Origin of the sequence: Bifidobacterium sp. M0399, from assembly GCF_016100595.1 — a bacterium.
GTDB classification, from domain to species: domain Bacteria; phylum Actinomycetota; class Actinomycetes; order Actinomycetales; family Bifidobacteriaceae; genus Bombiscardovia; species Bombiscardovia polysaccharolytica.
Map to the genome: position 1 here is coordinate 498,172 of NZ_JACFSD010000001.1, position 23,157 is coordinate 521,328.

Genomic DNA, 23,157 nt, shown 5'->3' on the forward strand with positions numbered 1-23,157 from the left:
GAGGTATGACAGATGTCGACATGACCGGTGCCGAGCCTGAAACCGGCATCACCCCCGGAGGCAAAGATGGTGCCTTCAGGGACGTTCTGGCGGCCGACCATGCACGTCGAGGTAAGCCGCCGCGCCACTTTACGGACATGGACCAGCAGGAGCGTCAGGAGGTCTGCGCTCAACTGGGCCTGCCGAAATTCCGTGTCTCTCAGCTGGCCAACCATTACTTCAATCACCTGTCCATCAATCCGGGTGACTTTACGGATTTCCCTGCGGCCAGTCGTCAAGAGGCTGCTCGCCGCTTTTTCCCTGAATTGATCACCCCAGTCACCGTCCAGAAAGCGGATCAAGGGACGACCATCAAGACTCTCTGGGAGCTTTTCGACGGGTCCAGAATCGAGTCCGTGCTCATGCGATATCCCTCCAGGGCCACCCTCTGTATTTCCAGCCAGGTCGGTTGCGGCATGGGCTGCCCCTTCTGCGCCACCGGTCAGCTTGGGTTGACTCGGAACATGTCGACTGGCGAGATTCTGGAACAGGTCAGGGCCGCCTCTCACATGATGAGGTCCGGACAGGTTGCCGGGGGCCCGGGACGTCTGAGTAATATCGTCTTCATGGGGATGGGCGAGCCCATGGGCAACTACCGGGCTGTCATGTCCGCAGTCAGGCAGATCAGTGCCCTGCCGCCCAAGGGATTCGGCATCTCGGCCAGGAACATCACTGTGTCCACGGTGGGCGTGGTTCCCGGCATCCGCAAGCTGACCAAAGAGGGAATTCCGGTCCGTCTAGCCGTCTCCCTCCATGCCCCCAGCGACAAGTTGCGCGACGAGCTGGTGCCCATGAACAGGCGCTTCAACACGACCCAGGTTCTGGATGCAGCTCACGACTACTACCTGGCCAGCGGCAGACGGGTCAGCATCGAGTATGCCCTAATGCGAGGCATCAACGACCAGGCCGAGCATGCCCGTCTTCTGGCCAAGCGCCTCAACCACTATGGGGACGACTGGGCGCACGTCAATCCCATACCTCTGAATCCGATTGAGGGGTCTCGTTGGACGGCCTCCAAGCCTGAGGATGAGCAGCGCTTCTTGGATATCCTTCACAAGGCCGGTATCACTGCAACCATGAGGGACACCCGCGGATCGGACATTGACGGCGCCTGCGGACAGCTGGCAGCCAAGGCCGTCAAGCTTCAGGCCTGATTTAGCGTTTTGCAATCTTGTCATGCCATAGTGTGGACATGCGGTAGTCATCAGACACTGCAGAAGCTAAAGTTTTGACTCAAACAATTTGGTTCAGGCAGGAAGGCAGGTCGCATGACGGTTGCGGTTCGTGTCATTCCCTGCCTTGATGTCGACCAGGGCCGTGTGGTCAAAGGCGTCCACTTCAAGAATCTGCGCGATGCGGGTGATCCGGTCGAACTGGCTTCCGCCTACTACCAACAGGGAGCCGACGAGCTGACCTTTTTGGATGTGACTGCTTCGGGCAGCGGGCGAGCCACCATGGTGGACCTGGTCAAAAGCACTGCCGACCAGATTTTCATTCCGCTGACTGTCGGCGGAGGCGTGCGCACCCCGCAGGATGTCGACACTCTCCTGCGGTCCGGGGCTGACAAGGTCGGCATCAATACAGCAGCTATCGCCAACCCGCAGGTCATCGGCGATATCGCCCAGCGGTTTGGTCGCCAGGTTCTGGTGCTCTCGGTCGATGCCCGCCGATCTAATGCACAGGGCATTACCTCGGGATATGAAGTGACCACCATGGGCGGCCACCAGTCTACCGGCATCGATGCTGTTGACTGGGTCAAGCAGGCTCAGGAACTCGGAGCCGGCGAGGTTCTCCTCAATTCCATGGATGCGGACGGCACCCGTCAAGGGTTCGATCTGGAAATGATCGCCGACGTGCGCAAGGCAGTATCCCTTCCGCTCATCGCCAGCGGCGGGGCAGGCAAGGCTGCCGATTTTCCTCCTGCGGTCAAGGCTGGGGCTGATGCGGTCCTGGCGGCTTCCGTCTTCCATTTTGGCCAGGTGTCCATCAAGGACGTCAAGCAGGCGCTCCATGCGGCCGGGTATCCGGTTCGATGGCAGGCCTGAACCAATCCCGCAAAGAATTTCGGCACCATACGGTGCATGGCTTGTGCAGGCCTTGTTGGCAGCCATCGGGAAACCATACCCATACCGTGAACAATCAATCGCCAAGGTTATGTCGGACAAACTAGCCGAATTAATTAGCTGAATAAAGGAGAATGAGGATCAATGTCACAGTCTTCGAAGGACCAGGAAGAGCGTTTGGACCCGAGCATAGCGGCCAGGCTCAAGAAGGACGCCAAGGGACTTGTGGCCGCAGTGGTCCAGCAGTATGACAGTCGCCAGGTGCTCATGGTCGGTTACATGGACGAGGAGGCCCTTAGACGGACCCTGACAACAGGAAGAGTCACATTCTGGTCCCGCTCTAGGCAGGAATACTGGCGGAAAGGGGACACCTCCGGGCATGTCCAGTATGTCAAGGGGGTCAGTATTGACTGCGACGGGGACGCGCTTCTTGTGGAGGTGGACCAGGTAGGGGCGGCCTGCCATACCGGGACCAGGTCGTGCTTCGAAGCCGGCGGACCGCTTCCGGTAGTGCAAGGCAATCGCACTCAGGCGGAAATGCAGAGTCAGGAAGGGCCATCCAGTGCAGAAAGACGCTAAGGTTGTTGCAGGGAACACACAGAAAACTGGAGGGAAGGGCTCTATGACCGTCTTGGATGAACTGGTGGCCGGCGCCGTGGAGGATGCTAGGGGCCGGGTACAGAAGATTCCCTTGGAAAGCCTCAAGCAACAGGTCAGGAGCATGAAGCGCAAACCTCTGGATGCCGCCCGACTGCTCAGGGAGAGCGTCGGCATTCCGATTATCGCAGAGATTAAGCGCGCCTCGCCCTCCAAGGGGTATCTTGCCGACATCAAAAATCCTGCTGCCCTGGCCCGACAGTATGCCAACGGGGGTGCCTCAGCCATATCTGTCCTGACTGAGGGCAGACGCTTCCTGGGGTCCTTGGAAGATTTGCGACAGGTCAGGCAGGCAGTGGGCATTCCCGTGCTCAACAAGAACTTCATCGTCTCCGACTACCAGGTCTGGGAGTCCAGAGCCAATGGGGCCGATATGATCCTGCTGATTGTGGCGGCCTTGGATGACACCCGCCTCAAGCACCTGCTCGATCTGGCCGGGAGTCTGGGCATGACCGCCCTGGTCGAGACGCATGATCGTCAGGAAATCGAGCGTGCCATTGCGGCCGGAGCCAAGGTGATTGGCATCAACGCCCGCAACCTGAAGGACTTGAGTGTTGACGTTGACCAGTATGCCCGTCTAGCTTCCAACCTGCCCAAGGACGTGGTCAAGGTGGCTGAGTCCGGAGTGTTCGGGACGGTCGAGCTGGAGCGGTACGCCCGGGCCGGGGCCGATGCAGTCCTGATAGGAGAAGGTCTGGTCACCTCCCAGGACCAGGAGGGGACGGTTCGCTTGCTGGTTCAGGCTGGTCATCGATTCAAGGCTGCCGAGGCCAGGCCCCTCTCTACCCATGACGGTCCCTATTTCGGCCCCTATGGCGGTCGTTATGTACCTGAGGCCCTGGTTGGCGCCCTTGACGAATTGGAGCGTGTCTACAAGGAGGCCAAGGCCGATCCGGCCTTCCGTGAGGAGCTGAATAGGCTCAACCGGGTCTATGTGGGGCGTCCCTCGGCTCTGACGCCTGCGCCTCGGTTCGCCAAGCTGATCAGCGATCGGGTCGGCGGCCAGGTCAGGGTCTTTCTGAAACGGGAGGATTTGAACCATACGGGCGCGCACAAGATCAACAACGCCCTGGGTCAAGGGCTCCTGGTCAAGCGCATGGGCAAGACCCGCGTGATCGCGGAGACCGGAGCTGGGCAGCACGGTGTGGCCACGGCTACGGTCTGTGCCCTCCTTGGCTTCAAATGCCGAATCTACATGGGGCAGGTCGACGCCCGCAGACAGGCCCTGAACGTGGCCAGGATGCGAATGTTGGGCGCCGAAGTCGTCGAGGTGACCACTGGAACCAGGATTCTCAAGGATGCCATCAACGAGGCCCTGCGCGACTGGGTGACCAACGTGGAGTCCACCCACTACCTGCTGGGCACGGTAGCAGGACCCCATCCCTTCCCGACCATCGTCAGGGACTTTCAGAAGATTATCGGCGAAGAAGCCTCCGCTCAGCTGTCTGCGTACGGCATCGACCATCCTGATGGGGTTGTGGCCTGCGTCGGCGGAGGCTCCAACGCCATCGGCATCATGAACACATTCCTGGATGATCCCCGAGTCTCCCTTTACGCATACGAGGCTGGTGGAAACGGGCCCAAGTCAGGCGAGCACGCCATCCGCCTGTCGCCAGGGACAGGCCAGATCGGCGTCTTCCAGGGGACCAAGTCCTATCTTTTGGAGGATGACCAAGGCCAGACCATGGACACCTACTCGATTTCCGCCGGCCTGGACTACGCTTCGGTGGGACCTGAGCATGCCTGGTTGCACGACATAGGCCGGGTCAAGTATGACTACGCAACCGACAAGGAGGCCATGCAGGCTTTCAGCGACCTCTGCCGGACCGAAGGCATCATCCCCGCCCTGGAGTCTTCGCACGCCTTGGCCGGAGCCAGCAAGGCGGCCACCGACCTTTTGCGCAAAGGAATCAGGAATCCTGTCATCCTGATCAACATCTCGGGCCGAGGCGACAAGGATGTGGCCACTGCGGGCAGATGGTTCGGCTACCTGTCCGAGCAGGAGGCCAGTGCGCTGGAAGCCCAGGCCGGGCACGGCAAGAGTGATCAAGCGGAAGAGGAGGCCAGATGATGGTCAACCAGATATGGCAATGGCAAAAAGCCCCCGCCCAGCCCAAAGGGTTCAGCCGCGCGACCAGCCCGGTGGCATCCACCTTGCAGGCCCTCCGGCAGCAGGGCAGGCCTGCCTTTATCGGCTACTTCCCCTACGGATTCCCCGACGTGCCAACATCCCTGGAGGCCATGCGGGTCATGGTGAAAAGCGGAGTCGACATCGTTGAGATCGGACTGCCCTATAGCGACCCGGTCATGGATGGCCCAGTAATCCAGGCAGCCAGCAAGTGCGCCATCGACAATGGCGTTAAGGTCGAGGGTGTCTTCGATGCGGTTCGCCAGGTCCAGGCGGACGGTGCAAGGGCTCTGGTCATGAGCTATTGGAATCTGATTCTCCATCATGGCGTAGTGGACTTTGCCCAGCGCATGGCCGAGGCTGGCGGGTCCGGGCTTGTCACCCCGGATTTGATTGTCGATGAATCCGGGGAATGGATAGAGCAGTCTGACCGCTATGGGCTTGACCGGGTCTATCTGGTCTCGCCCGACTCCACTGATACACGCCTGCAGATCACCTCTCGAGCAGCCAGAGGATTCGTCTATGCGACCTCACGAATGGGAGTGACCGGCGAACGAACCAGCATGTCCAATTCGGCCCAGAACCTGGTGGCAAGAGTCAGACATGCGGGCGCTCCTTATGTGTGCGTGGGCATCGGGGTTTCGACTGCCCAGCAGGCCTCTCAGGTTGGCGCCTATGCAGACGGGGTAATCGTCGGATCGGCCTTGGTCCACTGTCTTCTGGATGACGAGGGCAGACCACGGAAAGACCGCAGAAAGGCTCTTGCGGCCCTGGCTGAGATTTGCTCCGACCTGCGCTGGGGCATCTCCCAGGCCAGGAAGTGAGTGGGGCTGTAAGGCCCAGGGTCTAGATTGGGGCTTTATGACGCTTGCCTACATTCCATCGCCGGGAATATCCAGCTTCCATCTGGGGCCGGTCACCATCCGGTTCTATGCCCTGACCATGCTCCTGGCCATCATCGTGGCTGCCTGGATTACGACCAGGCGGTGGAAGAAGGAGGGTGGTCGGACTGACCAGATTCTGGACATCGCCATCTGTGCGGTTCCAGCTGGCATCGTTGGTGCAAGGCTCTATCACGTCATCACCACCCCCGAACGCTACTTCGGAGCTGATGGCAACCCAGCTGACATCCTGCGCATCTGGCGCGGAGGCCTGGGCATCTGGGGTGCGGTTTTCCTGGGAGCTCTGGCAGCCTGGGCCTGGTGCCGTCACAAGAATTACCCGACCGCCCTGCTGGCCGACAGCGTGGCTCCTGCCCTTCTGGTGGCCCAGGCCATCGGGCGGCTGGGCAACTGGTTCAACCAGGAGCTCTACGGGGCTCCCACCACGCTGCCTTGGGGACTGAAGATCGACGCTGCAGGTTCCGCCATCGGCAGTAGCGAACAGTGCTATGACGGGACCACTTGTCCGACCGGCACCCTCTTCCAGCCCACTTTCCTGTATGAGATGATCTGGAACCTGATTGGTGCGGCCCTCCTGGTCTGGATCGGCCACAAGGCCGTGAACATCCTCAAGGCCGGCTCCCTCTTCGCCCTCTATGTCATGTGGTACACCCTGGGGCGCACCTGGATCGAGGCCCTTCGCATCGACTTCGCCCACGAATTCCTAGGTGTCAGGATCAACGTCTGGGTGTCCATGACGGTCTTCTTCCTGGCGGCTGCAGCCTTCGTCCTCATAGCGCGCAAGGGCAAGCCGACCTCCTTGCTGTCCGAAAAGCTGAGGACCATTACCGAGCTAGAGGTACGTCAGGAATCCGAGGGCCAGAGCAAGTAGGTCAGGGCTCGGTTGCCAGAAGGCCGGGACCTGTGCAATTGAGCCACAAACCGGTGCCGCCGGTCTTCCGTACAACATAGAATAATCTCCATGAGCATTCAGATAGCACCCAGCATTCTTTCCGCCGATTTCGCCAACCTGGAGCGGGATCTCAAGGCTATTGCCAATGCCGATATGGTCCACGTGGATGTGATGGATCACCATTTTGTTCCCAACCTGACGCTTGGCGAGCCCGTGGTGGAGCGCATCTGCAAAGTGACCGACCTGCCAGTGGACGTACATCTGATGATCGAGGACCCCGACCGCTGGGCCCCTGAATTCGCCAAGCTGGGTGTTGCCTCTGTCACCTTCCATACCGGAGCCGTCCATGCCCCGGTCCGTCTGGCCCGCCAGCTGCACGACATGGGGGTCAAGGCCTGCCTGGCCGTGCGCCCTGCCGAACCTGTGGAGCCGATCTTCGATATTCTCGAAGAGTTTGACATGATTCTGGTCATGACCGTGGAGCCAGGCTTCGGCGGCCAGAAGTTCCTGAACAATCAGATGCCTAAGACCCGCCGCCTGCGTAACCAGATCACCGCTCGCGGTCTTAAGACCCACATCCAGGTGGATGGCGGGGTAAGCCCCACCACGGCTCCCATCGTGGCAGAGGCTGGAGCCGATGTCCTGGTGGCAGGCTCCGCGGTCTACGGCGCAGACGACCCGGCCAAGGCCATTGACCAGATCAGGCAGGCCGCGCAGGTAAGCTACAAGGACTGACAGGTTTTGCGGGAAGAATGGAGATAGCCAGATGAAAACCTTCGATGGGTTGTTTGAGGAGCTCACGACCAAGGCCAAGGAGCGCCCAGAAGGGTCCTTGACAGTAGACGAGCTGGACAAGGGCACGCATTTCATCGGCAAGAAGATCAATGAAGAGGCTGGGGAGACCTGGATTGCCGCCGAGTATGAGGGCAAGGAGCGGACGGCTGAGGAGATGAGCCAGCTGCTGTATCACATTCAGGTCATGATGATTGATCGGGGCATTACCTTGGAGGATGTCTACAGGTACCTGTGACCCCAATCCTGTCCCACTGTAGATTCGCTTCCGCAACTAGGAGGTTGCCGTGTTGAAGGTCGCGGTGCCCAATAAAGGCATGTTGTCCCAGCCCGCATGGAGGCTGCTGTCAGAGTCTGGCTATCGTCTGCGCTCCAATGATCGGCAGTTGGTTGTTGATGACGTTGACAACGACATCCAGCTCTTTTACTTAAGGCCCAACGACATAGCGGTCTATGTCGGCCTTGGAACCATTGATCTGGGCATCACGGGGCGTGATCTTCTGCTCAACTCTGGTACTGGGGCCGTCGAGGTCACGCAGCTGGGATTCGGCGCTTCCACTTTCAGGTTCGCTGCTCCAGAAGACAGCTCCATCAGCACCTTGCAGGACGTGGACGGCAAACGGATCGGCACCACTTTCGACCGGCTTCTTGAGGATTACCTGACCAGCAAAGGGCTCAAGGCTGAACTGATCCACTTGGACGGGGCAGTGGAGTCGTCAGTCCAGCTGGGAGTAGCCGACCTGATCGCCGATGTGGTCTCCACCGGCACCACCCTGCGCAACGCCGGGCTTCGGGTCTTCGGCGATCCCATTTTGAAATCGGAGGGGATTCTCATCAGGTCGCCCCGCCTGGATCCGGATGATGAGCGGCTGGCGGTCATGTCCCGTAGGCTGGAGGGTGTGCTGACAGCCCGTCGCTATGTACTGATGGATTACGACATCCCGGTCGAGCGTGTAGCCATGGCTGTAGGCATCACGCCCGGGTACGAGTCGCCGACAGTCTCCTCCCTGCATGACAAGCAGTGGGCGGCAGTCAGGGCCATGGTCCCCAGGGACCAGGTGAACAACCTAATGGACCGCCTCTATGAGATTGGTGCGCGTGCCATCCTTGTAACAGCCCTTCAAGCTTCTAGAATGTAGTCGGATGGCACTGATTGATCGAATTTCACGCAGCAGGTACAGCCCTGAGCCGCGGTCTGTGATTTTCACTGTACCGAATGTCATCAGCCTGCTCCGTATCCTATCCATACCTCTTATTGCCTACCTGGTGGCCAATCGGCACCTGATCATCTCTCTGGTGGTCATGCTGATTTCGGCCCTGTCAGATGGGGTGGACGGAATCATTGCCCGTAGGTTCAACCAGGTCAGCAAGCTGGGGCAGATCCTGGATCCGGTTGCCGATCGTCTACTCATTCTCTGCTCCGTCCTCGCCCTGAGCATAGCCTCAATCCTGCCCTGGTGGCTTCTGGCCCTGGTCGGGGCCCGGGACGTGCTCATGGGTCTGCTGGTTCTGGTGCTGGCTCAGCACAATTATGGTCCTCTGCCGGTTCACTTCGCGGGCAAGACTGGCACAGCCGTGCTCATGCTGGCTATACCGGCCCTGATCTTTGCGGATGTCGGTACTTCACCCTTCTTCCGCTTCTTTCATCTGGTGGCCCTGGCAGCCGTCATTTGGGGGGTGGGCCTCTATTGGCTGGCAGGGCTGATATACGCACGTCAAGGCATCGGACTGATTCGTCAGGACCGCCATCATGACTGAACCGCAGAGGATGCCTGAATCCTTCCCCGTGCCGCCCGACCGTGCCCTGATTCACCGCCGGGCGGCTTTTTCGCATTCCACTTCTGGTCTGGAACGCCACTATGTTGATGAAGAGAGCTCTGAGCCCTCACAGGAGTCCATTCGTCGGCGCATGGCCGATGAGTCCTTGAGGCTGATAGACGATCTGACCAACCGCCCCATGGATCCTATGTTCGAGGATGCCCGCCTGCTGCCTGCTGAACGCAGATCACCGCTGAGCGTCTGGGTCAACAGGATCCTGGTCTTTGTCATCTGTGTGCTGGTTGGTTTGGCTGGCACGGGCATAGTGCAGGTGCTGCACCGGGACCCGCGTCAGAAGGTACGTGAAAAGCTGATCTCCCAAGTGGAGGTGGTCAGCAAACGTGCCAATGACCTCAACAGCCAGATTTCAGACCTCAACGGAAAGATCGACACGCTTTCGGGTCAAGTTGGCGGCCAGGGGCAGAACGGCACCCAGACCGCCGACGATCTGACCAACGGTACCAGCAAGGTGCAGGGCCAAGGCATCGTTATCACCCTGGCTAACCCTATTGCCTCCAAGGATGTCCGAGACAATGCGGATCAGATCAAATTGGTCACCGACCAGGATCTGCAGTGGTTCCTGACCAAGCTCTGGTCCGCGGGAGCCGAGGCCATTGCCATCAACGGCAATAGAATAGGGACACAGACATCAGTGCGCACGGCCGGTCAGACCATCCTGGTGGGGACCGCTTCCATCGAGGCACCCTACAAGATTGAGGCCATAGGCGACCAGGGTGCACTGTCTGATCTGATGTCTCGCAGCGATCTGCAGAGCCGCCTGCATGACCTGAAGAATGCGAACATCACCGTCAATGTGAACAAGCAGCGGCGCCTGAACCTGAATGCAGTCGGTCTGCCCAATCTGTCCTATGCCGGAAGGAGTCATTGACATGTCGGCAATTCTAGGCCTGATCCTAGGTGTGGTGGCGGGCATCTTCCTCAAGCCAGACATTCCCATCGTCCTGCAGCCCTACCTGCCCATTATGGTGGTGGCGGCCCTGGATGCACTCATGGGCGCGGTCCGTTCCTACTTCGAGCGTAGCTTCTCGGACCGGGTCTTCGTGGTTTCCTTCATCTCTAACGTGATCACCGCCACTCTGCTGGTCTTCCTGGGCAATCAGCTGGGCGTGGGCTCCCAGCTGTCCACAGCTGTCATCGTGGTCTTGGGTATCCGCATCTTCTCTAACGTCTCCGCCATTCGACGGTTCATTTTCAAGGGGTGAGTATATGAGACACACCCTCAGGAAGAAGCGCGATGAACGGATGCCCGAGAGTATTCCACCCAGGCGGCCTGGGCGGGTCAGGGCTCCATCCGACGATACGCAGACCGGTGCTTTCCCGGTGGTACGTCGGCGGCCTCTGCGCACGCTCAATTCCAACGCCACCAGGGTCAGGCTGGTCACCAGCGTCTTGGTGGCCCTTATGTGCGCCCTGCTGGGCTTCGGGTACGCCGTCCAAGTGCGCAACAACCAGTCCTCTTACCAAAGCCTGTCGGAGGAAGAGCTGGTGCGGGTGTTGGACGAAACCAGCAATCAGGTCGATAAGCTGGAGGAGCGCAAGAGCCAACTCAACCAGCAGCTGACCTCTATAAAGTCCGCCGCCGACAAGCAAAAGGAAGCCGCCCGCATCGCCCAGCAGAACGAGCAGAGCAGCGGCATCCTGTCCGGACGGCTGCCAGCCCAGGGCAGGGGAGTGGTGGTGACTGTCACCGAGGACAGCGACCGTGTGGATGCCTCGACTATGTTCAACCTAATCGAGGAGTTGCGCAATGCAGGGGCCGAGGTCATATCCTTCAACGATGTCCGGGTGGTCACCAACACCTATCTGCTGGATACCCGCACCGGCCTGCAGTGCGACCACTCCAAGCTGCAAAGCCCCTATGTCGTCAAGGCCATCGGGGACCCGGATAGCCTGCAGAACGCCATTCAGATCGCCGGGGGAGTGGGCTCGCGGATCAAGGTCCAATTCCATGCATCCGTGTCCGTGGAGCAGTCCGATAGTGTCAGAATCGACCAGGTTCGACGCGTGCAGGACTATCAGTATGCAAAGCCTGTAGAATAGACAGTTATGACAGAACCTATTCCCACTGCGGGCGAGACGACCATCATTGGCATGCCGGCCCTGAACATTCCAGTCACCTCCAACGGTGACCGTCCACTGACCAAGGACGACTTGGAGACTATGGCCCGATTGCCTGAGGGTACAGCCCTGCTGATCTCTACCAGGGGAGCGGTGTCGGGATCGCGTTATCTGCTCGATGAGGACCAGGTCAGCGTGGGCCGTGATCCCAAAGCGGATATTCTGTTGGACGACTCGACAGTCTCCAGGGCGCACGCCATATTCGTACGGACTGACCAAGGCTTCAGGGTCGAGGACACGGGTAGCCTCAACGGCACCTACGTGAACCGTGAACGCGTGGACCAGGCCGACCTGCACAACGGCGACGAGATCATGATCGGCAAATTCAGGCTGGTCTACTTCGACAATCGGGCAGTTATCGCCAAGAGCTGATAGGGGGCATGGCATGGCCGAAGAGGTGCCGACGCTGGTGCAGGGGGAACTCTTCTCGGCTGAGCAGGCCGAGGGCACGACCCGAGGCTACCGGGGAACTGTCGCGGCCAAGGTGGCCGGTATCACCTATCGGCAGCTGGATTACTGGGCCCGCAAACGGATTGTAGAGCCCTCAATCAAGGCCTCACATGGATCAGGCTCCCGCAGGCTATATTCTTTTAAAGATGTGGTCATCCTGGCGGTTCTCAAGCGACTCCTGGATGCCGGTGTCAACCTGGTCAATGCAACGAGCACCGTGGCTTATCTTGAGCATCGGACAGTCGGTCAGCTTGAGCATGTGACTGTGGTTTGCGACGGGGACGAGGTTAGCGAGTGTTCAGGCCCGGATCAGGTCTTCGCTTTGATGCAGTCCGGGCGTGCCGTCTTTGCTATCTCTGTGGGTGCTATCTGGCATCGGATGGATCTGGAACTGCAGACCTGCGACCATGTGGATTTGACTACCGGACAGCTGACACCAGGCTTGCCTGAGCGGCCCATTGACGAGCTGACGGCTATGCGTCTGCGCCAGCGTTTGGAGCATCAGCACGAGCAGCGTCAACGGGCTGCATGATCGACGAGGACAACATTGTGCGGAAGCCATGTGGCGGCCTAACGGGGGAGAAAAATAATAAGTAATTTGACATAACGTACATTATCGGCTTATTAGGTCATGATTTTAATTTAGACGTCTTCCAGCGATTTCATTGTCTGCTTATTACGGTCAACTTGTTGACGCTGCAAGAGTATTGCTCACTAATCGTAAAGGGTGACCAAGGTGATCTCGGGTGGCACTAATAGATGCAACGGTTCTATACAGTTCTAGTCGACTCAGTGCTGAGTCCGATCCTTGTCGAAGTAATCATCGGCAGCCAGGTACAATTGATCGACTCGGTCAATGATCCTGTAGCAGCCGTGAGACTCGAGTTCTCCAGGTTCGGCATAGCCCCAGCGGCATCCTAGGCAGTCCAGGCCGGTTTCTAACGCACCATCGGCATCTGTCCAGCGGTCACCGACCATAAGGGCCCTGTCGTCGAGTTTTGCATTGAAGCCAATCTGCTCAAGTGCGTAGGTGATGACCTGGGCCTTGGTGATCCGTGTGGAGTCCTTGCTGGCGCCATAGACACCATCTACTAGTGATGTCAGCCCGAAGTGGTCACAGACCGGCAGAGCCTGGTACTCGGGTTTACAGGTGGCTACAACCAATGTCAGACCATGTTCGCGCATACGATCCAGCTGTTCGGGAATGCCGTCAAAGACTGTGGCGAGCAGGCGTCCAGGGATGTGTTGTCCAGGATGCTCAGGATCCTCGAATGCTGCTTTCTCGCTGTAATAACGCCGGTAGATTTGAACGCCCCTATCGACGTCTTCCTCTCTGATCCCGTTGTGGCGCAAGGATACTTCGATAGCTGGTCCGATGAATCGTCGAAGTGCGCTCTCATCGGGTACAGGATGACCGAGCTCTTTGAAAGTTTGTATCACAGATGCGATTATGCCCGGATGTGAAGCAGTCAGGGTACCGTCTAGATCCAGCAGAACCAGGCGGCGCGGTGATTTACTCATAGTCGGGGAACCATCCTTCGCGGTGCATTTTCAGACGCTTGTCAAGCACAGCCTTAAGCTCGTCTTCGGACCGACGCTCCAGCAGCATGTCCCAGTGGGTCCTGGTCGGCTTGCCGGTCTTGCCGGACTCCTGCTCGTCATGCCCCTCAAGGTGAGCGATCTGCCCGCAGCGGCACTCCCACTCCTGCGGCACCTCAGCGCCCTCGGCCAAGGGCAGAATGGTCCGATGGCCCTTGGGGCAGATGTAGGCGACCTCGCTGCGTGCCGCGAAGTCCACATTCTGATCGGATTCCAGGGACTTCGCCCCAATACTCATGCCGCGAAGACTGCGCTCTGCCATGATTCCTCCTTACTCGTGTCCGTCACTGCCTCCAAGCTACAGAACAGTGTTGACCTGAAACTTATTCCCTGTCTGCGGCCGTGTTCACTCCACGCCTGTATATGCCACAATGCCGCGATTGACCTGGTCGGCGGCGATGCTGGCTGCCCTGGCTAGGTGATGCCCTCCCCTGCCCAGGTAGGGTTCCACTTGGACGATCTGGGTGAGCACGTCAGATAGGCGCTTGGCGTTGCGCACGAAGTCCCCCGCCGTCAAATCGCTGTCACGCAGGATGGTGGTCAGAGAGTCACCGCAGGCCCAGTCGTAGATGGTCGGCCCTAAGTCAAAATCAAGTTCCGGGGGCAGTTCCAACCCGGCCTGATCGCAACGTTCCTGCACCTGGGACCACTGACGCTTCATATCCTCCATGGCCTCAACCAGCCTGGGAGCTTTGTACCCGGCCCTCTCCCCCGGTTGCTCTCCTACCCCACGGCGGGATTCGTAGACCATTCCGGAAACGGCGGCCGCCAGTTCTGCGGGCTCCAGATCGTTGAGGATGCCTCGATCCAGAATCTCGGCGAGGCTCAGATCCTGCTCACTGTAGATGCGCCGAAGCAGCTGCCCTTTGCGCGTCAATCGGCAGTCATCAGGGTCGACGGGACGGGTGTAGTGCAGGTCAGCCAGAATCTGGCAGATTCTGTCGAACTGGCGCGAGACTGATCCTGTTTTGGACTCGTACTGTTCACGGGTGCGTTGCAGCTCCTTGTCCATGCGAATCCACCGGTTCCCCCAGCGAAGGTGCTTGGGCAGATCCGGGCACTGGCGGCAGGGATGGTTGCGCTCCTGCTCGCGCAGCTGGTCGATGTGCCGGTCAAGGTCACGGAATGCCTGGTCGCGAGTTTTCTCGCTGGTGAACCTTTGACGCTTCAAACGGCGGCGATCGTTCTTCTGGGCCGAAGAGAGGGCTGCACGGATGCGCATGAACTCGATCAGATCGCCACGGCTGCATTGGGCGGCTTTACGGTAGTCCTCCAGGCCGCTGGTCAGAGTCTCGATGCGCTCCTCCAGCTCTGAGGCTGATCGGTTGGCTTCCCACTGAGCAAAGGAATGGTCCAGGGTATCCCGGGCACGCGTGTAGCTGGAGGAGTTGAGCAGGTTGACGGCCATGTTGAAGGTGGGTCGGAAGCTGGAGTGCAGCGGATAGACTCTCCGGCTGGACAGGGCCACCATGGTCTTGGGGCTGAAGTCCCGGTGGTCGACCACTACTACATGGCCGATGTCGTCGATGCCGCGCCGGCCGGCTCGACCGGTCAGCTGGGTGAATTCGCCGGGCGTCAGGGCTACATGGCCGGTGCCGTCGAACTTCTCCAGCTTCTCGACCACGACGCAGCGGGCAGGCATGTTGATGCCCAGAGCCAGGGTCTCGGTGGCGAAGACCACCTTAAGCAGTCCCAGTTCGAACAGATGTTCGACTATCTGCCGGAAGAGGGTGACCACGCCAGCGTGATGGGCGGCGAAGCCCTGCTCCAGAGCGAAACGGAACTGGGAGAATCCCAACGCCTTGAGATCTTCCTTGCTGAGCTGGCCGGCTGCCATGGAGTCCACGATGTGCCGTATTCGGCGGGCCCCCTCATCAGTAGTCAGCTGCAGGCCTGCCCGGATGCACTGCTGGACGGCCTGGTCGCAGCCGGTACGGGAGAAGATGAAGTAGATGCCGGGCAACATGTCCATGAAGTCCAGCTCATCGACCACGTCTGCCCGGCTTGGACGATACCGCTCCCCCATCCGTCGCTCTGGCCTGCCGCCGCGGCCATGGTGGTGATGGTGTCCTTGATCACGGGCCTGGGCACGTTCTTGTCCTGCCTTGTCCAGCTGGGCCAGCCGGGAGACCAGACGTGGGTTGATCTTTGGGGTCTGCCGTCCTGAATTGTCGTGTCGATACAGGTCCAGGATCTCGGGCTCGGTGTGCCTGTCGGCCTGGACCAGGACGTGCTGCTCCAGCGGTACGGGCCTGCGTTCGGAGACCACCAGATGGGTGCGTCCACGCACCGATGAAATCCAGTCGGAGAATTCCTCTACGTTGGACACGGTGGCCGACAGCCCCACAATGCGGATGGAGGCAGGAAGATGGATGATGACCTCCTCCCAGACGGGTCCCCGGAAGCGGTCGGCAAGATAGTGGACCTCATCCAGGATTACGTACTTGAGGGCCGTCAGGGTGGAGGACTGCTCATAGAGCATGTTGCGCAGGACCTCGGTGGTCATGACTACGATGTCCGCCTCGGAGTTGATGGAGGTGTCGCCGGTGAGCAGTCCCACCCGGTCCTCGCCGTAGCGGTCGACCAGGTCATGGTATTTCTGGTTGCTGAGGGCCTTGATAGGGGTGGTGTAGAAGGTCTTGACGTTCTGCTCCTGGGCCAAAAATACTGCAAAATCGGCTACGATGGTCTTGCCGGCGCCGGTCGGAGCGGCCACCAGAACGTTGTCGCCATCCTCCAGAGCAGTGATGGCCTCCAGCTGGAAGTCGTCCAGAGGGAAGGGCAACTTGGACTGAAAACGTGCGGGCGCCCCGGTCATTCGCTTACGATGACGACTGAAACGGGCGTAGCGTTCCGCCGGCCCCGGTTCGGATGTTGATGAATCCTGTCCGTGGTGACGATGACCTGACATATTCCTCCAAGAACTACTTATTGAACTGCTTCCACCGCCGCCAGACGCGGGCATGATTCCTCCTGCGCTGCTCCCTGCGCTGCAGAACCTGGGCGTGGGCCTGGCTGTAGCGCTCGGTTGAGTGCGACAGGGGCAGGGCGAAAGCCGGACCTTCAGCCCTGTCTGTTGCCTGGGACTGTCCTGCAACTGGGGGCTGGGGCATGTGTCGGTTCAGATCGTCTGAGACCCGCCCTATGGAGCGGCCGGCTGTCATGGCGTGGCGGATGGCGTAGACGGCTCCGCCAATCAGCATGGCCAGCATGAAAATCACCAGAAAGATCCAGATCCATCCAGGCATGGCACTCCTCTCCGACCGGGACTAGTGCCGGTCCTGCTCCTTGTCGTGAGCGTCGCTGATGGTGATCTCGCGCTGGGCGCGGGCCAGGATCATGGTGCGCAGGGTCTTGGGCGCCACTGCGGTGATGTGCTTGGCGTGGGCGATGCAGAAGGCCACGAACCATGAGTCCGAGGAGACGGTCAGGTGGACCTTCTGCCCGGATCCGCATGGCTCGACCGAGGCGCCCGGCAGGGACTTGATGTAGGGCAGATCCGGCCGGTCGGTGATGAAGACCGCAGCCGTGCCATTGTCGAAGGACCACTTGCGCAGCTCGCTGACCGGCACATCCGGGAACTCCACCTTATGGCTGGGCTTGACGATGGTTGCGTGCTCGATTCTGGCGATTCGCAGAACCTGCCACTGCCTGTTGCGTCCGGTGCCCTGCTTGAGGTGGCGGCTGGAATCCGAGGGAGCATCCGCAGCCTCAGTGCCCTCTGCTGCATCGCCTATATCGGTCCAGGCGGCAACATAGTAGACGCCCTCATCCACGAAGATCTTGGCAGGTGCCACCACCTTGCGGCGGGTGCGGCCGGCGGCGTCCGTGTACTCCATGTCCAGCAAGGACTCGGTCTTGATGGCCCGGCGGACTACCGAAAAGCTCTTGGGCTCGGTCTCATAGCCGGTAAGGGATAGCCAGGGTGTCTCACCAGGTCCAACATGTGTGCGCAGGCGCTGGTAGAGCGACTCGGCCTGAGTACGGGACTGCTCGGGCAGCAGGGGCGAATGGGCCAAATAGTTGAGCGAGGCGGTCAGCATACTCAAGTATTGGGGTGAAATGCCGGCCAGTCGCTCCAACCCCAGCGAGTTGGTGGCTGAGACGATGCCGCTGTCGTCCAGAAGGGACCAGTCGATGTCGAAGAACTGGCTACCGGCCATCTCGCCGTCGTCTGAGACCGTAGTAAGGGTGTTGATGTCCTTATGGATGGTATTGACGTACTTGCGAAGCTCTTCCTTGCTGTTGGGATGGCCGATGAAGCGATCGGCCAGCTCGGCCAGGGAGAACTCCTCGCCCAGGTGGGCGGACAGGAAGAGCATCAGCCGCAGGCGGCGGTCCACCTCGGATCCGGTCTGGAAGGAGGATGCACTGACCCGACGGGCGTGGCGAAGGTCGGTGTCATCGTCGCTTAGGTCAGTGGCGAAATGCTCGACGCTGGTCCGGGCAATCTCCGGAGAGATGACCGTTGCCGCGCCAGGGCTCAAAGACTCGTCGGCCAGCTTGAAGCGGGCGGCTGCATCCAGGCGGCGCCGGAAGGCATCTGCGGCCTCCTGAGGGCTGACGATGGAGGCATCGGGGTGCTCCAGGACGAACATGGCCAGGTCATCGGAGTCGGCATAGGCCACGTTCAGGTTCTCCCCGTCCACGTCCACAGTGGCTGCGAAGCGGCGGGAATCGATGACCTTGACCAGATCGTCGGGAATGCGCTGGGTGCCCAATCCAGGGGCTATGGAGTCCAGGCCCAGGCCAGGGATGGGCACCTGCGGTACCCGGGGCGTGGTGCGCGAGACCGGTCGGGTCGGCTCCTCGCTGGCCTCCTGGGACATGGCTATGGATCGCGCTAGGTAGTTGGCCGCGGCCAGTACTGGCATGTCCTCCTGATTGAAGTGCATGCGGATGCGGGGCTCGTCCCCCAGCTGCAGACGGTAGGAGGCGAAATCCTGCCCCTCTGACTTGGAGGAATACTCGGGCTGACGGGATTCTATGGCTATGCCCATAGCTGCCAGCTTGGCGCGGTCACGCTGGAACTGCTTGGCGAAAGCTGCCTTGGCGGCCTGGTCAGCCAGCTCGCCATAGGAGTCGGCATAGGCCTTGACCCGTTGGGCTATTTGCCGAGATGTAAGCCATTGCGGGAAAGCTGACGATAAGACGGCTAGGACATCAAGTTCGTGCTTGCCCCATTTATCCGAGAAACGCCGTCTTCCGTTCGTGCCTTCTGCCATCAGTCCTCGCGTATCGTTAAAATTTGTGTATCAGTGCGCCTAACGCACGTTTATCTATCATAGATTGATTTTCAGGACCGTGGGAGCCAAACACCCAAATACGGTACCTTTTCTTGACAGGCTGAACCCTGCTGAGACTGGCCTTAGACCCACTCGTCCGGTTCGATTCCCTGGGGTCCCACATACTGACCATTGGGGACGTATGAGGAGCGCCCCTGATCACTCAGATGAGCATCCGCATACAGGGTCACATCCCTGCCGAAGGTCCAGTCGCCTTCGATCGTGACCGAGTTGGCAGCCGCCAGGCTGGGAACCCCGTAGGGGAAGCGCTCGTCAAAGTCGGCGATGTACTTGTAGTAGCGCTCATCCAGCTGAACGTTTGGGAAATCGTAGTTGCCATCCTCCATCTCATAGGAGTCGGTCAGATGGAAGCGGTCGGAGCGCATGATGAACAGGTCATCGGTGGTCTTGACCGGCAGAAAGCGCATACGGTCCACCTGTACGCAGATGGCTCCTTCGAAGAGCGTGGCGGCAGAGCCCATGGCGGTCTCCAGTTGCACCACGGGGCGAGTGGATGGATCGGTGGGGTCCACGGTCTTCCGGTTCTCGATGATGGGCAGCGGCAGTACGCCGTTGTATTCGGTCAGCTTGTCGCGCAGGGCATCGACCCTGACCCAGATGCTGTTGGTATTGAAGTAGGGATGCTTGCGGATAGACATGGCTGAGCTGCGGTCGTGCGGGTCCACCTGGGACATCTCCCGCAGGATAAGGCGTCCGCTGGCCTTGTCGATAACGATATGGCCCCCCTTCCGATCAGCATCGGTGCGCTTGGCCACCTCGATCATGAAGGGCGCTCCGGACTGCGCGAAATAACCGGCCAGGGTCCTTGAAGGCCGGGCGCCCAGGTTGTCGGAGTTGGAGATGAACAGGTAGTCGATCCCCTGCTCCTTGAGTGTGTCCAGCAGGCCCGTCTCCCAGATGGTCGAGAAGATGTCGCCGTGGCCGGGGGGACACCATTCCAGGTCGGGATTGGCTGGGAATTCGACCGGACGGCCGGTTTCAGCGTCGATCTTGGGTTCGATGTGCTGAATGATCTCCATGGGCACGTCTTTCTGAACAAAGCGACGGTCTTGCTTGACCGCGCGCATGGTGTCGTGCGAGGTGCGGAAGGAGTTCATGAAGATCAGCGGCAGCGGCACCCCTAGGCGCTTGCGGGCCGTCAGCACCTGGCCCATGATGATGTCCAGGAAACGCATGCGACGGGCCTTGTGGCGACGGATGGGCAGCAGGGATTTGGCTTTCTCCAGGCCCATGGAGGTGCCCAGCCCACCGTTGAGCTTGATGAAGGCAGTGCGGGAGAATGCATCCAGGGCCATGTCCATGTCCATGGTGTCGTGGATGTCTTTGGTGCGGGGCACGTCCTTGAGCGGGGTGACATCCTTCTCGCGCACGCAGGCCTTGGCGTCTCCCCGTTCCCAAGTTTCGTAAAGCTGCTTGAACTGGTTGATGGAGACTTCGCTCATGCCCTTGTCTCGCATCTTCGCGGCCGAAAGGTCGAAAACGTCTGTGCTCATGGAACCCCTTCCGGGCTGGGACGACTTGCGGTCGACGCGGGTTGCGTCGACCGTCCAGAAACATGATAGCAAGTTGATCACGCGACCCGGTCTGTCTGGACTTGTTTGCTGGGACTCGCCGGACCGTTGTCGGCCCCGTTATGCTGTGCTAGTATCTCTACTCGGTGCTGATGCACTGTCGGGCCGTAGCGCAGTTTGGTAGCGCACTTGACTGGGGGTCAAGGGGTCGCGGGTTCAAATCCCGCCGGCCCGACCAATAACAGCGATTCGATTTTAAAGAGCCTCGGAATTATTGCTGAGCGCTTTTGGATTGATGTAAGACTGCATAGTTCGGTTTCTAATTCACTAATGCGTTGGGGTTAATTCCGACGTATTGAGCATCTGTGACTAATTAGAATTGTGTCATTCGGATTGTTCTACAAGTGCACGACATGTCAAAATCCATAAACCATGTCAGTGTATTATATTATCACTGCTTCGGAAAGGCGTGAATTCCTTTTTGCTAAAAATAGTTATTTGATATGTCCTGACGGAAACTTGAGAGCCATTACGTGTAACGGCAAACTTGGATGCATTGCAGTTACATCGTAAAAACCGCTACATATAAGTAAGAAAGTTAGAGATTTCTAACAAACTTTTGTATATTTTTTTCCCCAGTACATCTGCCTTCATGTCTGGGAATAGCGATCTTACAATGCAGTTTTCTGGGTCGGGTTTATCAAAATTTATCTGTTTTCCGGTATCTAAGTAATGCATGCAGCGATTACGGAGGATATGTCCCTGTTTGGAATTAAACAATTCTGCCACCGGACTGTATACTGTAAGGTCTTTTAATGATGCAAGAGCAGATTTTTCGGTGCTCTGGGGGATTACTTGTCGGATTGCTCTAAAAGAGTGATACGCGATAAGCACAAGTTTGCGAAAATAAGTTCCGTGGAAGCCAAACTCGATCTTGGGCGCAACGAAAAGGATATTATTAATTGCTGACTCAACGAGAAACAGTATTCTTTTTCGCGAAGTAGATAGGCCTGTGGCATATCTGTCTCTAAAATACTTCTCTGAGCAATAATCTTTGCATTCTATTGCCCAGTTGAAATCAGCAGTATTTAAGGAAGAAGGAAGTGCTGTCTTTCCAGTGAATAGTGAGAAGGTAAGACGCAAATCTGCACCATATTCTCTGCATAACTCGTAAAGGTGCATGCTGTCTATTTCTTCAGGATTGTCATAACCTAAATGAAATGTTACTGTTAAATTTGAACCCACGGGTCTATTATTTATGGTGTAAATACCTAGGTCTTTTTGAAATTGTCTCAATACTTTAATTGGATGCATACAGAATTGGTTCTTAAAAACATCTGAAATTGTTTGGAGCTCTTTTTCCATTGTGGGAATGGAAAATTTAGTATTATCTAGTAATTTCAATCGGTGACGCATGCGCAATTCGTAATTCTCAGCTTCTTTGCTATGGGGCAGTGGCATCTTGCGCAAGCCATGCTTTCTTAATAGCTCTTGTTCCAATTGAAAGCTCTCAACGAGAACTTGCATATAGAATGGAAGCTCAATTATCATAAGAATAGGGCAATTCCATTTATCTTGTTGTATGACACGGAAGCTCTCAAGACACCATTGCAGATCAGTAACGGCCATCTTGATGCCCGCCTTCTCATTGGCATCAAAGGTTCTTTGTGCTGATTCAGCTTTACCTGTGCTTCAGATGTTCCCATATCTTTACTCTAATTAGTTTCAGTTCATTCGAAGAAATCTAACGGTAGATGGTGAGCCAAAATAATTGTTGGCTACGCATTGGAAAACACGCATCTGGGCAGTACTCAGGTAGCGGCGTTCATGCTCAAATATTGTGGGCAGAGCTTTGTTAATCCATAATTTGCATGCTTGCGTCGGAGTCCTGTAGGCAGCTAGTCTTGATATGATGTTGGGCCTTAGTCTCGAAGAGCGCGGCTCAAGGTGTCCCGAAGAGACCGGTACGATTTTCCTTCTTCGACTTAGCTTTGACATCTATGATCCGGAGAAGCGATTGTGAAAGCCGCACCGAGATCGTTTTCAGATGCACATCTGACATGTGAGGACACCTGGCCTTAATCGGTCCTACCCCAAGCTTGCCAGTTCTCCTTCTCATATCCGGCTGCCATGCTGCCAAGTATCTGGTCGTCTACATTAAAATAATTATTGATTTCTTTCCTGTCCATAGTCATCTCCTATAAATTCTCATTCTGCGCAAGTTCTTATTGACTAGCGGTGTCGTTGGGTGATCAATCAGCTATTTTCCAGGGCCAATTTCCGCTGGGCTTTTGTGATAGGCCGCCATTTCCAAGAGTCTGCCCTTGGAATCAAAGCTAATTGCTATCCATGAGTTTGACCTACCCAGTCTTGTGACGACATTATGGTCAATTGAGACGCATGAATAACGTCGGTAGATTCAAGCTCTTTATGCTTTCAGGAATCGAGGGTACACAACTGGATCTGGATTGGTGGAAACAAGTAACCCTTTCTCACCTGGTGTAATATAAAATTGTATGAAATATTATGCTGCAGAAACCGCATGGGATACATCTTTCATCCCCCCCCCCTATCGCGGGAACTCAAATTGTGGCATTGGAGCAAATAGATTGCAGAAAGATCAATATTGAGATGCAGTGTTCAGATTATTCTTGCTTCAAGATTATTCAAGGTTTAATGCGCCTTAAGTATACTCGACTATTGTCGGTGCTTTGCTGAAGTTTATGGGGAAATCACCGGTGTAGTTTTTTTTTTCAGTCGATCTGAATAGCGTGACTAGATTTCAGCTTGGGCCGGCTTATTGTGTGATTGGTTGTTGTGATTAGGTTCGAGGTTGCGAATTTACTGAGACCGACCAAATG

21 protein-coding genes, 1 tRNA gene and 2 pseudogenes are annotated in these 23,157 nt (G+C 57.7%); 16 read left to right on the forward strand and 8 right to left on the reverse strand.

All coding sequences use genetic code 11. The annotated features are described in order from the left end of the window. The first annotated feature begins 5 nt into the window (after positions 1–5). The 15 genes from rlmN to H3V09_RS02020 all read left to right on the forward strand — a co-directional run bounded on the left by rlmN (position 6) and on the right by H3V09_RS02020 (position 12,412). Complete coding sequence (gene rlmN / locus H3V09_RS01950) at positions 6–1,193, forward strand: 23S rRNA (adenine(2503)-C(2))-methyltransferase RlmN (protein ID WP_415873492.1); 1,188 nt, start codon at positions 6–8, stop codon at positions 1,191–1,193. 114 nt (positions 1,194–1,307) lie between these two features. Continuing rightward, positions 1,308–2,084: an imidazole glycerol phosphate synthase subunit HisF gene (gene hisF / locus H3V09_RS01955; protein WP_198190764.1), complete on the forward strand. Its 777-nt coding sequence runs from the start codon at positions 1,308–1,310 to the stop codon at positions 2,082–2,084. Between the two features lie 162 nt (positions 2,085–2,246). Further along, positions 2,247–2,681 carry a phosphoribosyl-AMP cyclohydrolase gene (gene hisI, locus H3V09_RS01960; protein ID WP_046322851.1) on the forward strand — a complete coding sequence of 145 codons (435 nt, stop codon included), beginning with the start codon at positions 2,247–2,249 and terminating at the stop codon, positions 2,679–2,681. A 43-nt stretch (positions 2,682–2,724) separates the two neighbouring features. After that, a complete protein-coding gene (gene trpB / locus H3V09_RS01965) occupies positions 2,725–4,830 on the forward strand; it encodes a tryptophan synthase subunit beta (protein ID WP_144176996.1) in 2,106 nt (701 codons plus the stop codon). Continuing rightward, positions 4,830–5,711 (forward strand): tryptophan synthase subunit alpha, encoded by an 882-nt coding sequence (trpA, locus tag H3V09_RS01970; protein WP_198191114.1) that lies wholly within the window; start codon positions 4,830–4,832, stop codon positions 5,709–5,711. Before trpB ends, trpA begins: the two co-directional genes overlap by 1 nt. A 37-nt stretch (positions 5,712–5,748) precedes the next feature. Then, complete coding sequence (lgt, locus tag H3V09_RS01975; RefSeq protein WP_198190765.1) at positions 5,749–6,660, forward strand: prolipoprotein diacylglyceryl transferase; 912 nt, start codon at positions 5,749–5,751, stop codon at positions 6,658–6,660. A gap of 90 nt (positions 6,661–6,750) precedes the next feature. Then, complete coding sequence (gene rpe, locus H3V09_RS01980) at positions 6,751–7,416, forward strand: ribulose-phosphate 3-epimerase (protein ID WP_198190766.1); 666 nt, start codon at positions 6,751–6,753, stop codon at positions 7,414–7,416. 31 nt (positions 7,417–7,447) lie between these two features. Further along, on the forward strand, positions 7,448–7,711 hold the full coding sequence (locus H3V09_RS01985; protein ID WP_046322855.1) for a phosphoribosyl-ATP diphosphatase: 264 nt from the start codon (positions 7,448–7,450) through the stop codon (positions 7,709–7,711). A gap of 49 nt (positions 7,712–7,760) precedes the next feature. Beyond that, positions 7,761–8,612 carry an ATP phosphoribosyltransferase gene (gene hisG / locus H3V09_RS01990; protein ID WP_198190767.1) on the forward strand — a complete coding sequence of 284 codons (852 nt, stop codon included), beginning with the start codon at positions 7,761–7,763 and terminating at the stop codon, positions 8,610–8,612. Between the two features lie 4 nt (positions 8,613–8,616). Continuing rightward, the gene (locus H3V09_RS01995; RefSeq protein ID WP_198190768.1) at positions 8,617–9,231 is read left to right on the forward strand and encodes a CDP-alcohol phosphatidyltransferase family protein; all 615 of its coding nucleotides are present in this window, start codon (positions 8,617–8,619) and stop codon (positions 9,229–9,231) included. Then, positions 9,224–10,180 carry a DUF881 domain-containing protein gene (locus tag H3V09_RS02000; RefSeq protein WP_198190769.1) on the forward strand — a complete coding sequence of 319 codons (957 nt, stop codon included), beginning with the start codon at positions 9,224–9,226 and terminating at the stop codon, positions 10,178–10,180. Before H3V09_RS01995 ends, H3V09_RS02000 begins: the two co-directional genes overlap by 8 nt. Before the next feature lies 1 nt (position 10,181). Then, complete coding sequence (locus tag H3V09_RS02005) at positions 10,182–10,514, forward strand: small basic family protein (RefSeq protein ID WP_015021764.1); 333 nt, start codon at positions 10,182–10,184, stop codon at positions 10,512–10,514. A gap of 4 nt (positions 10,515–10,518) precedes the next feature. After that, positions 10,519–11,352: a DUF881 domain-containing protein gene (locus tag H3V09_RS02010; protein WP_082097744.1), complete on the forward strand. Its 834-nt coding sequence runs from the start codon at positions 10,519–10,521 to the stop codon at positions 11,350–11,352. 6 nt (positions 11,353–11,358) lie between these two features. Next, on the forward strand, positions 11,359–11,802 hold the full coding sequence (locus H3V09_RS02015) for an FHA domain-containing protein (protein WP_046322859.1): 444 nt from the start codon (positions 11,359–11,361) through the stop codon (positions 11,800–11,802). A gap of 13 nt (positions 11,803–11,815) precedes the next feature. Continuing rightward, positions 11,816–12,412 carry a MerR family transcriptional regulator gene (locus tag H3V09_RS02020; protein ID WP_198190770.1) on the forward strand — a complete coding sequence of 199 codons (597 nt, stop codon included), beginning with the start codon at positions 11,816–11,818 and terminating at the stop codon, positions 12,410–12,412. 257 nt (positions 12,413–12,669) lie between these two features. Here the strand turns inward: H3V09_RS02020 and H3V09_RS02025 are convergent, their stop codons facing one another. The 7 genes and pseudogenes from H3V09_RS02025 to H3V09_RS02050 all read right to left on the reverse strand — a co-directional run bounded on the left by H3V09_RS02025 (position 12,670) and on the right by H3V09_RS02050 (position 20,278). Beyond that, positions 12,670–13,401 carry an HAD hydrolase-like protein gene (locus tag H3V09_RS02025; protein WP_198190771.1) on the reverse strand — a complete coding sequence of 244 codons (732 nt, stop codon included), beginning with the start codon at positions 13,399–13,401 and terminating at the stop codon, positions 12,670–12,672. Next, entirely contained in the window at positions 13,394–13,741 is a 348-nt protein-coding gene (locus H3V09_RS02030) for an RNA polymerase-binding protein RbpA (protein WP_045935333.1), read from the reverse strand. The genes H3V09_RS02025 and H3V09_RS02030 overlap by 8 nt, the downstream gene beginning before the upstream one ends. An 84-nt stretch (positions 13,742–13,825) precedes the next feature. Further along, a complete protein-coding gene (locus H3V09_RS02035; RefSeq protein ID WP_198190772.1) occupies positions 13,826–16,390 on the reverse strand; it encodes a DEAD/DEAH box helicase in 2,565 nt (854 codons plus the stop codon). 13 nt (positions 16,391–16,403) lie between these two features. Next, the gene (locus tag H3V09_RS02040) at positions 16,404–16,727 is read right to left on the reverse strand and encodes a hypothetical protein (protein ID WP_198190773.1); all 324 of its coding nucleotides are present in this window, start codon (positions 16,725–16,727) and stop codon (positions 16,404–16,406) included. Between the two features lie 21 nt (positions 16,728–16,748). Beyond that, a pseudogene (locus H3V09_RS09150) lies at positions 16,749–17,846 on the reverse strand (helix-turn-helix transcriptional regulator); the annotation flags it as partial. A gap of 74 nt (positions 17,847–17,920) precedes the next feature. Beyond that, positions 17,921–18,704, reverse strand: a pseudogene (locus H3V09_RS09155) (helix-turn-helix transcriptional regulator); the annotation flags it as partial. A 143-nt stretch (positions 18,705–18,847) separates the two neighbouring features. Further along, positions 18,848–20,278, reverse strand: coding sequence for a UTP--glucose-1-phosphate uridylyltransferase (locus tag H3V09_RS02050; protein WP_198190774.1), 1,431 nt, complete (start codon positions 20,276–20,278; stop codon positions 18,848–18,850). A 179-nt stretch (positions 20,279–20,457) separates the two neighbouring features. Here H3V09_RS02050 and H3V09_RS02055 point away from each other — a divergent pair. After that, positions 20,458–20,534: transfer RNA gene (locus H3V09_RS02055), tRNA-Pro, on the forward strand. 341 nt (positions 20,535–20,875) lie between these two features. Here the strand turns inward: H3V09_RS02055 and H3V09_RS02060 are convergent. Beyond that, positions 20,876–21,925, reverse strand: a complete 1,050-nt coding sequence (locus tag H3V09_RS02060; protein WP_198190775.1) for a hypothetical protein — start codon at positions 21,923–21,925, stop codon at positions 20,876–20,878. Positions 21,926–23,157: the final 1,232 nt, after the last annotated feature.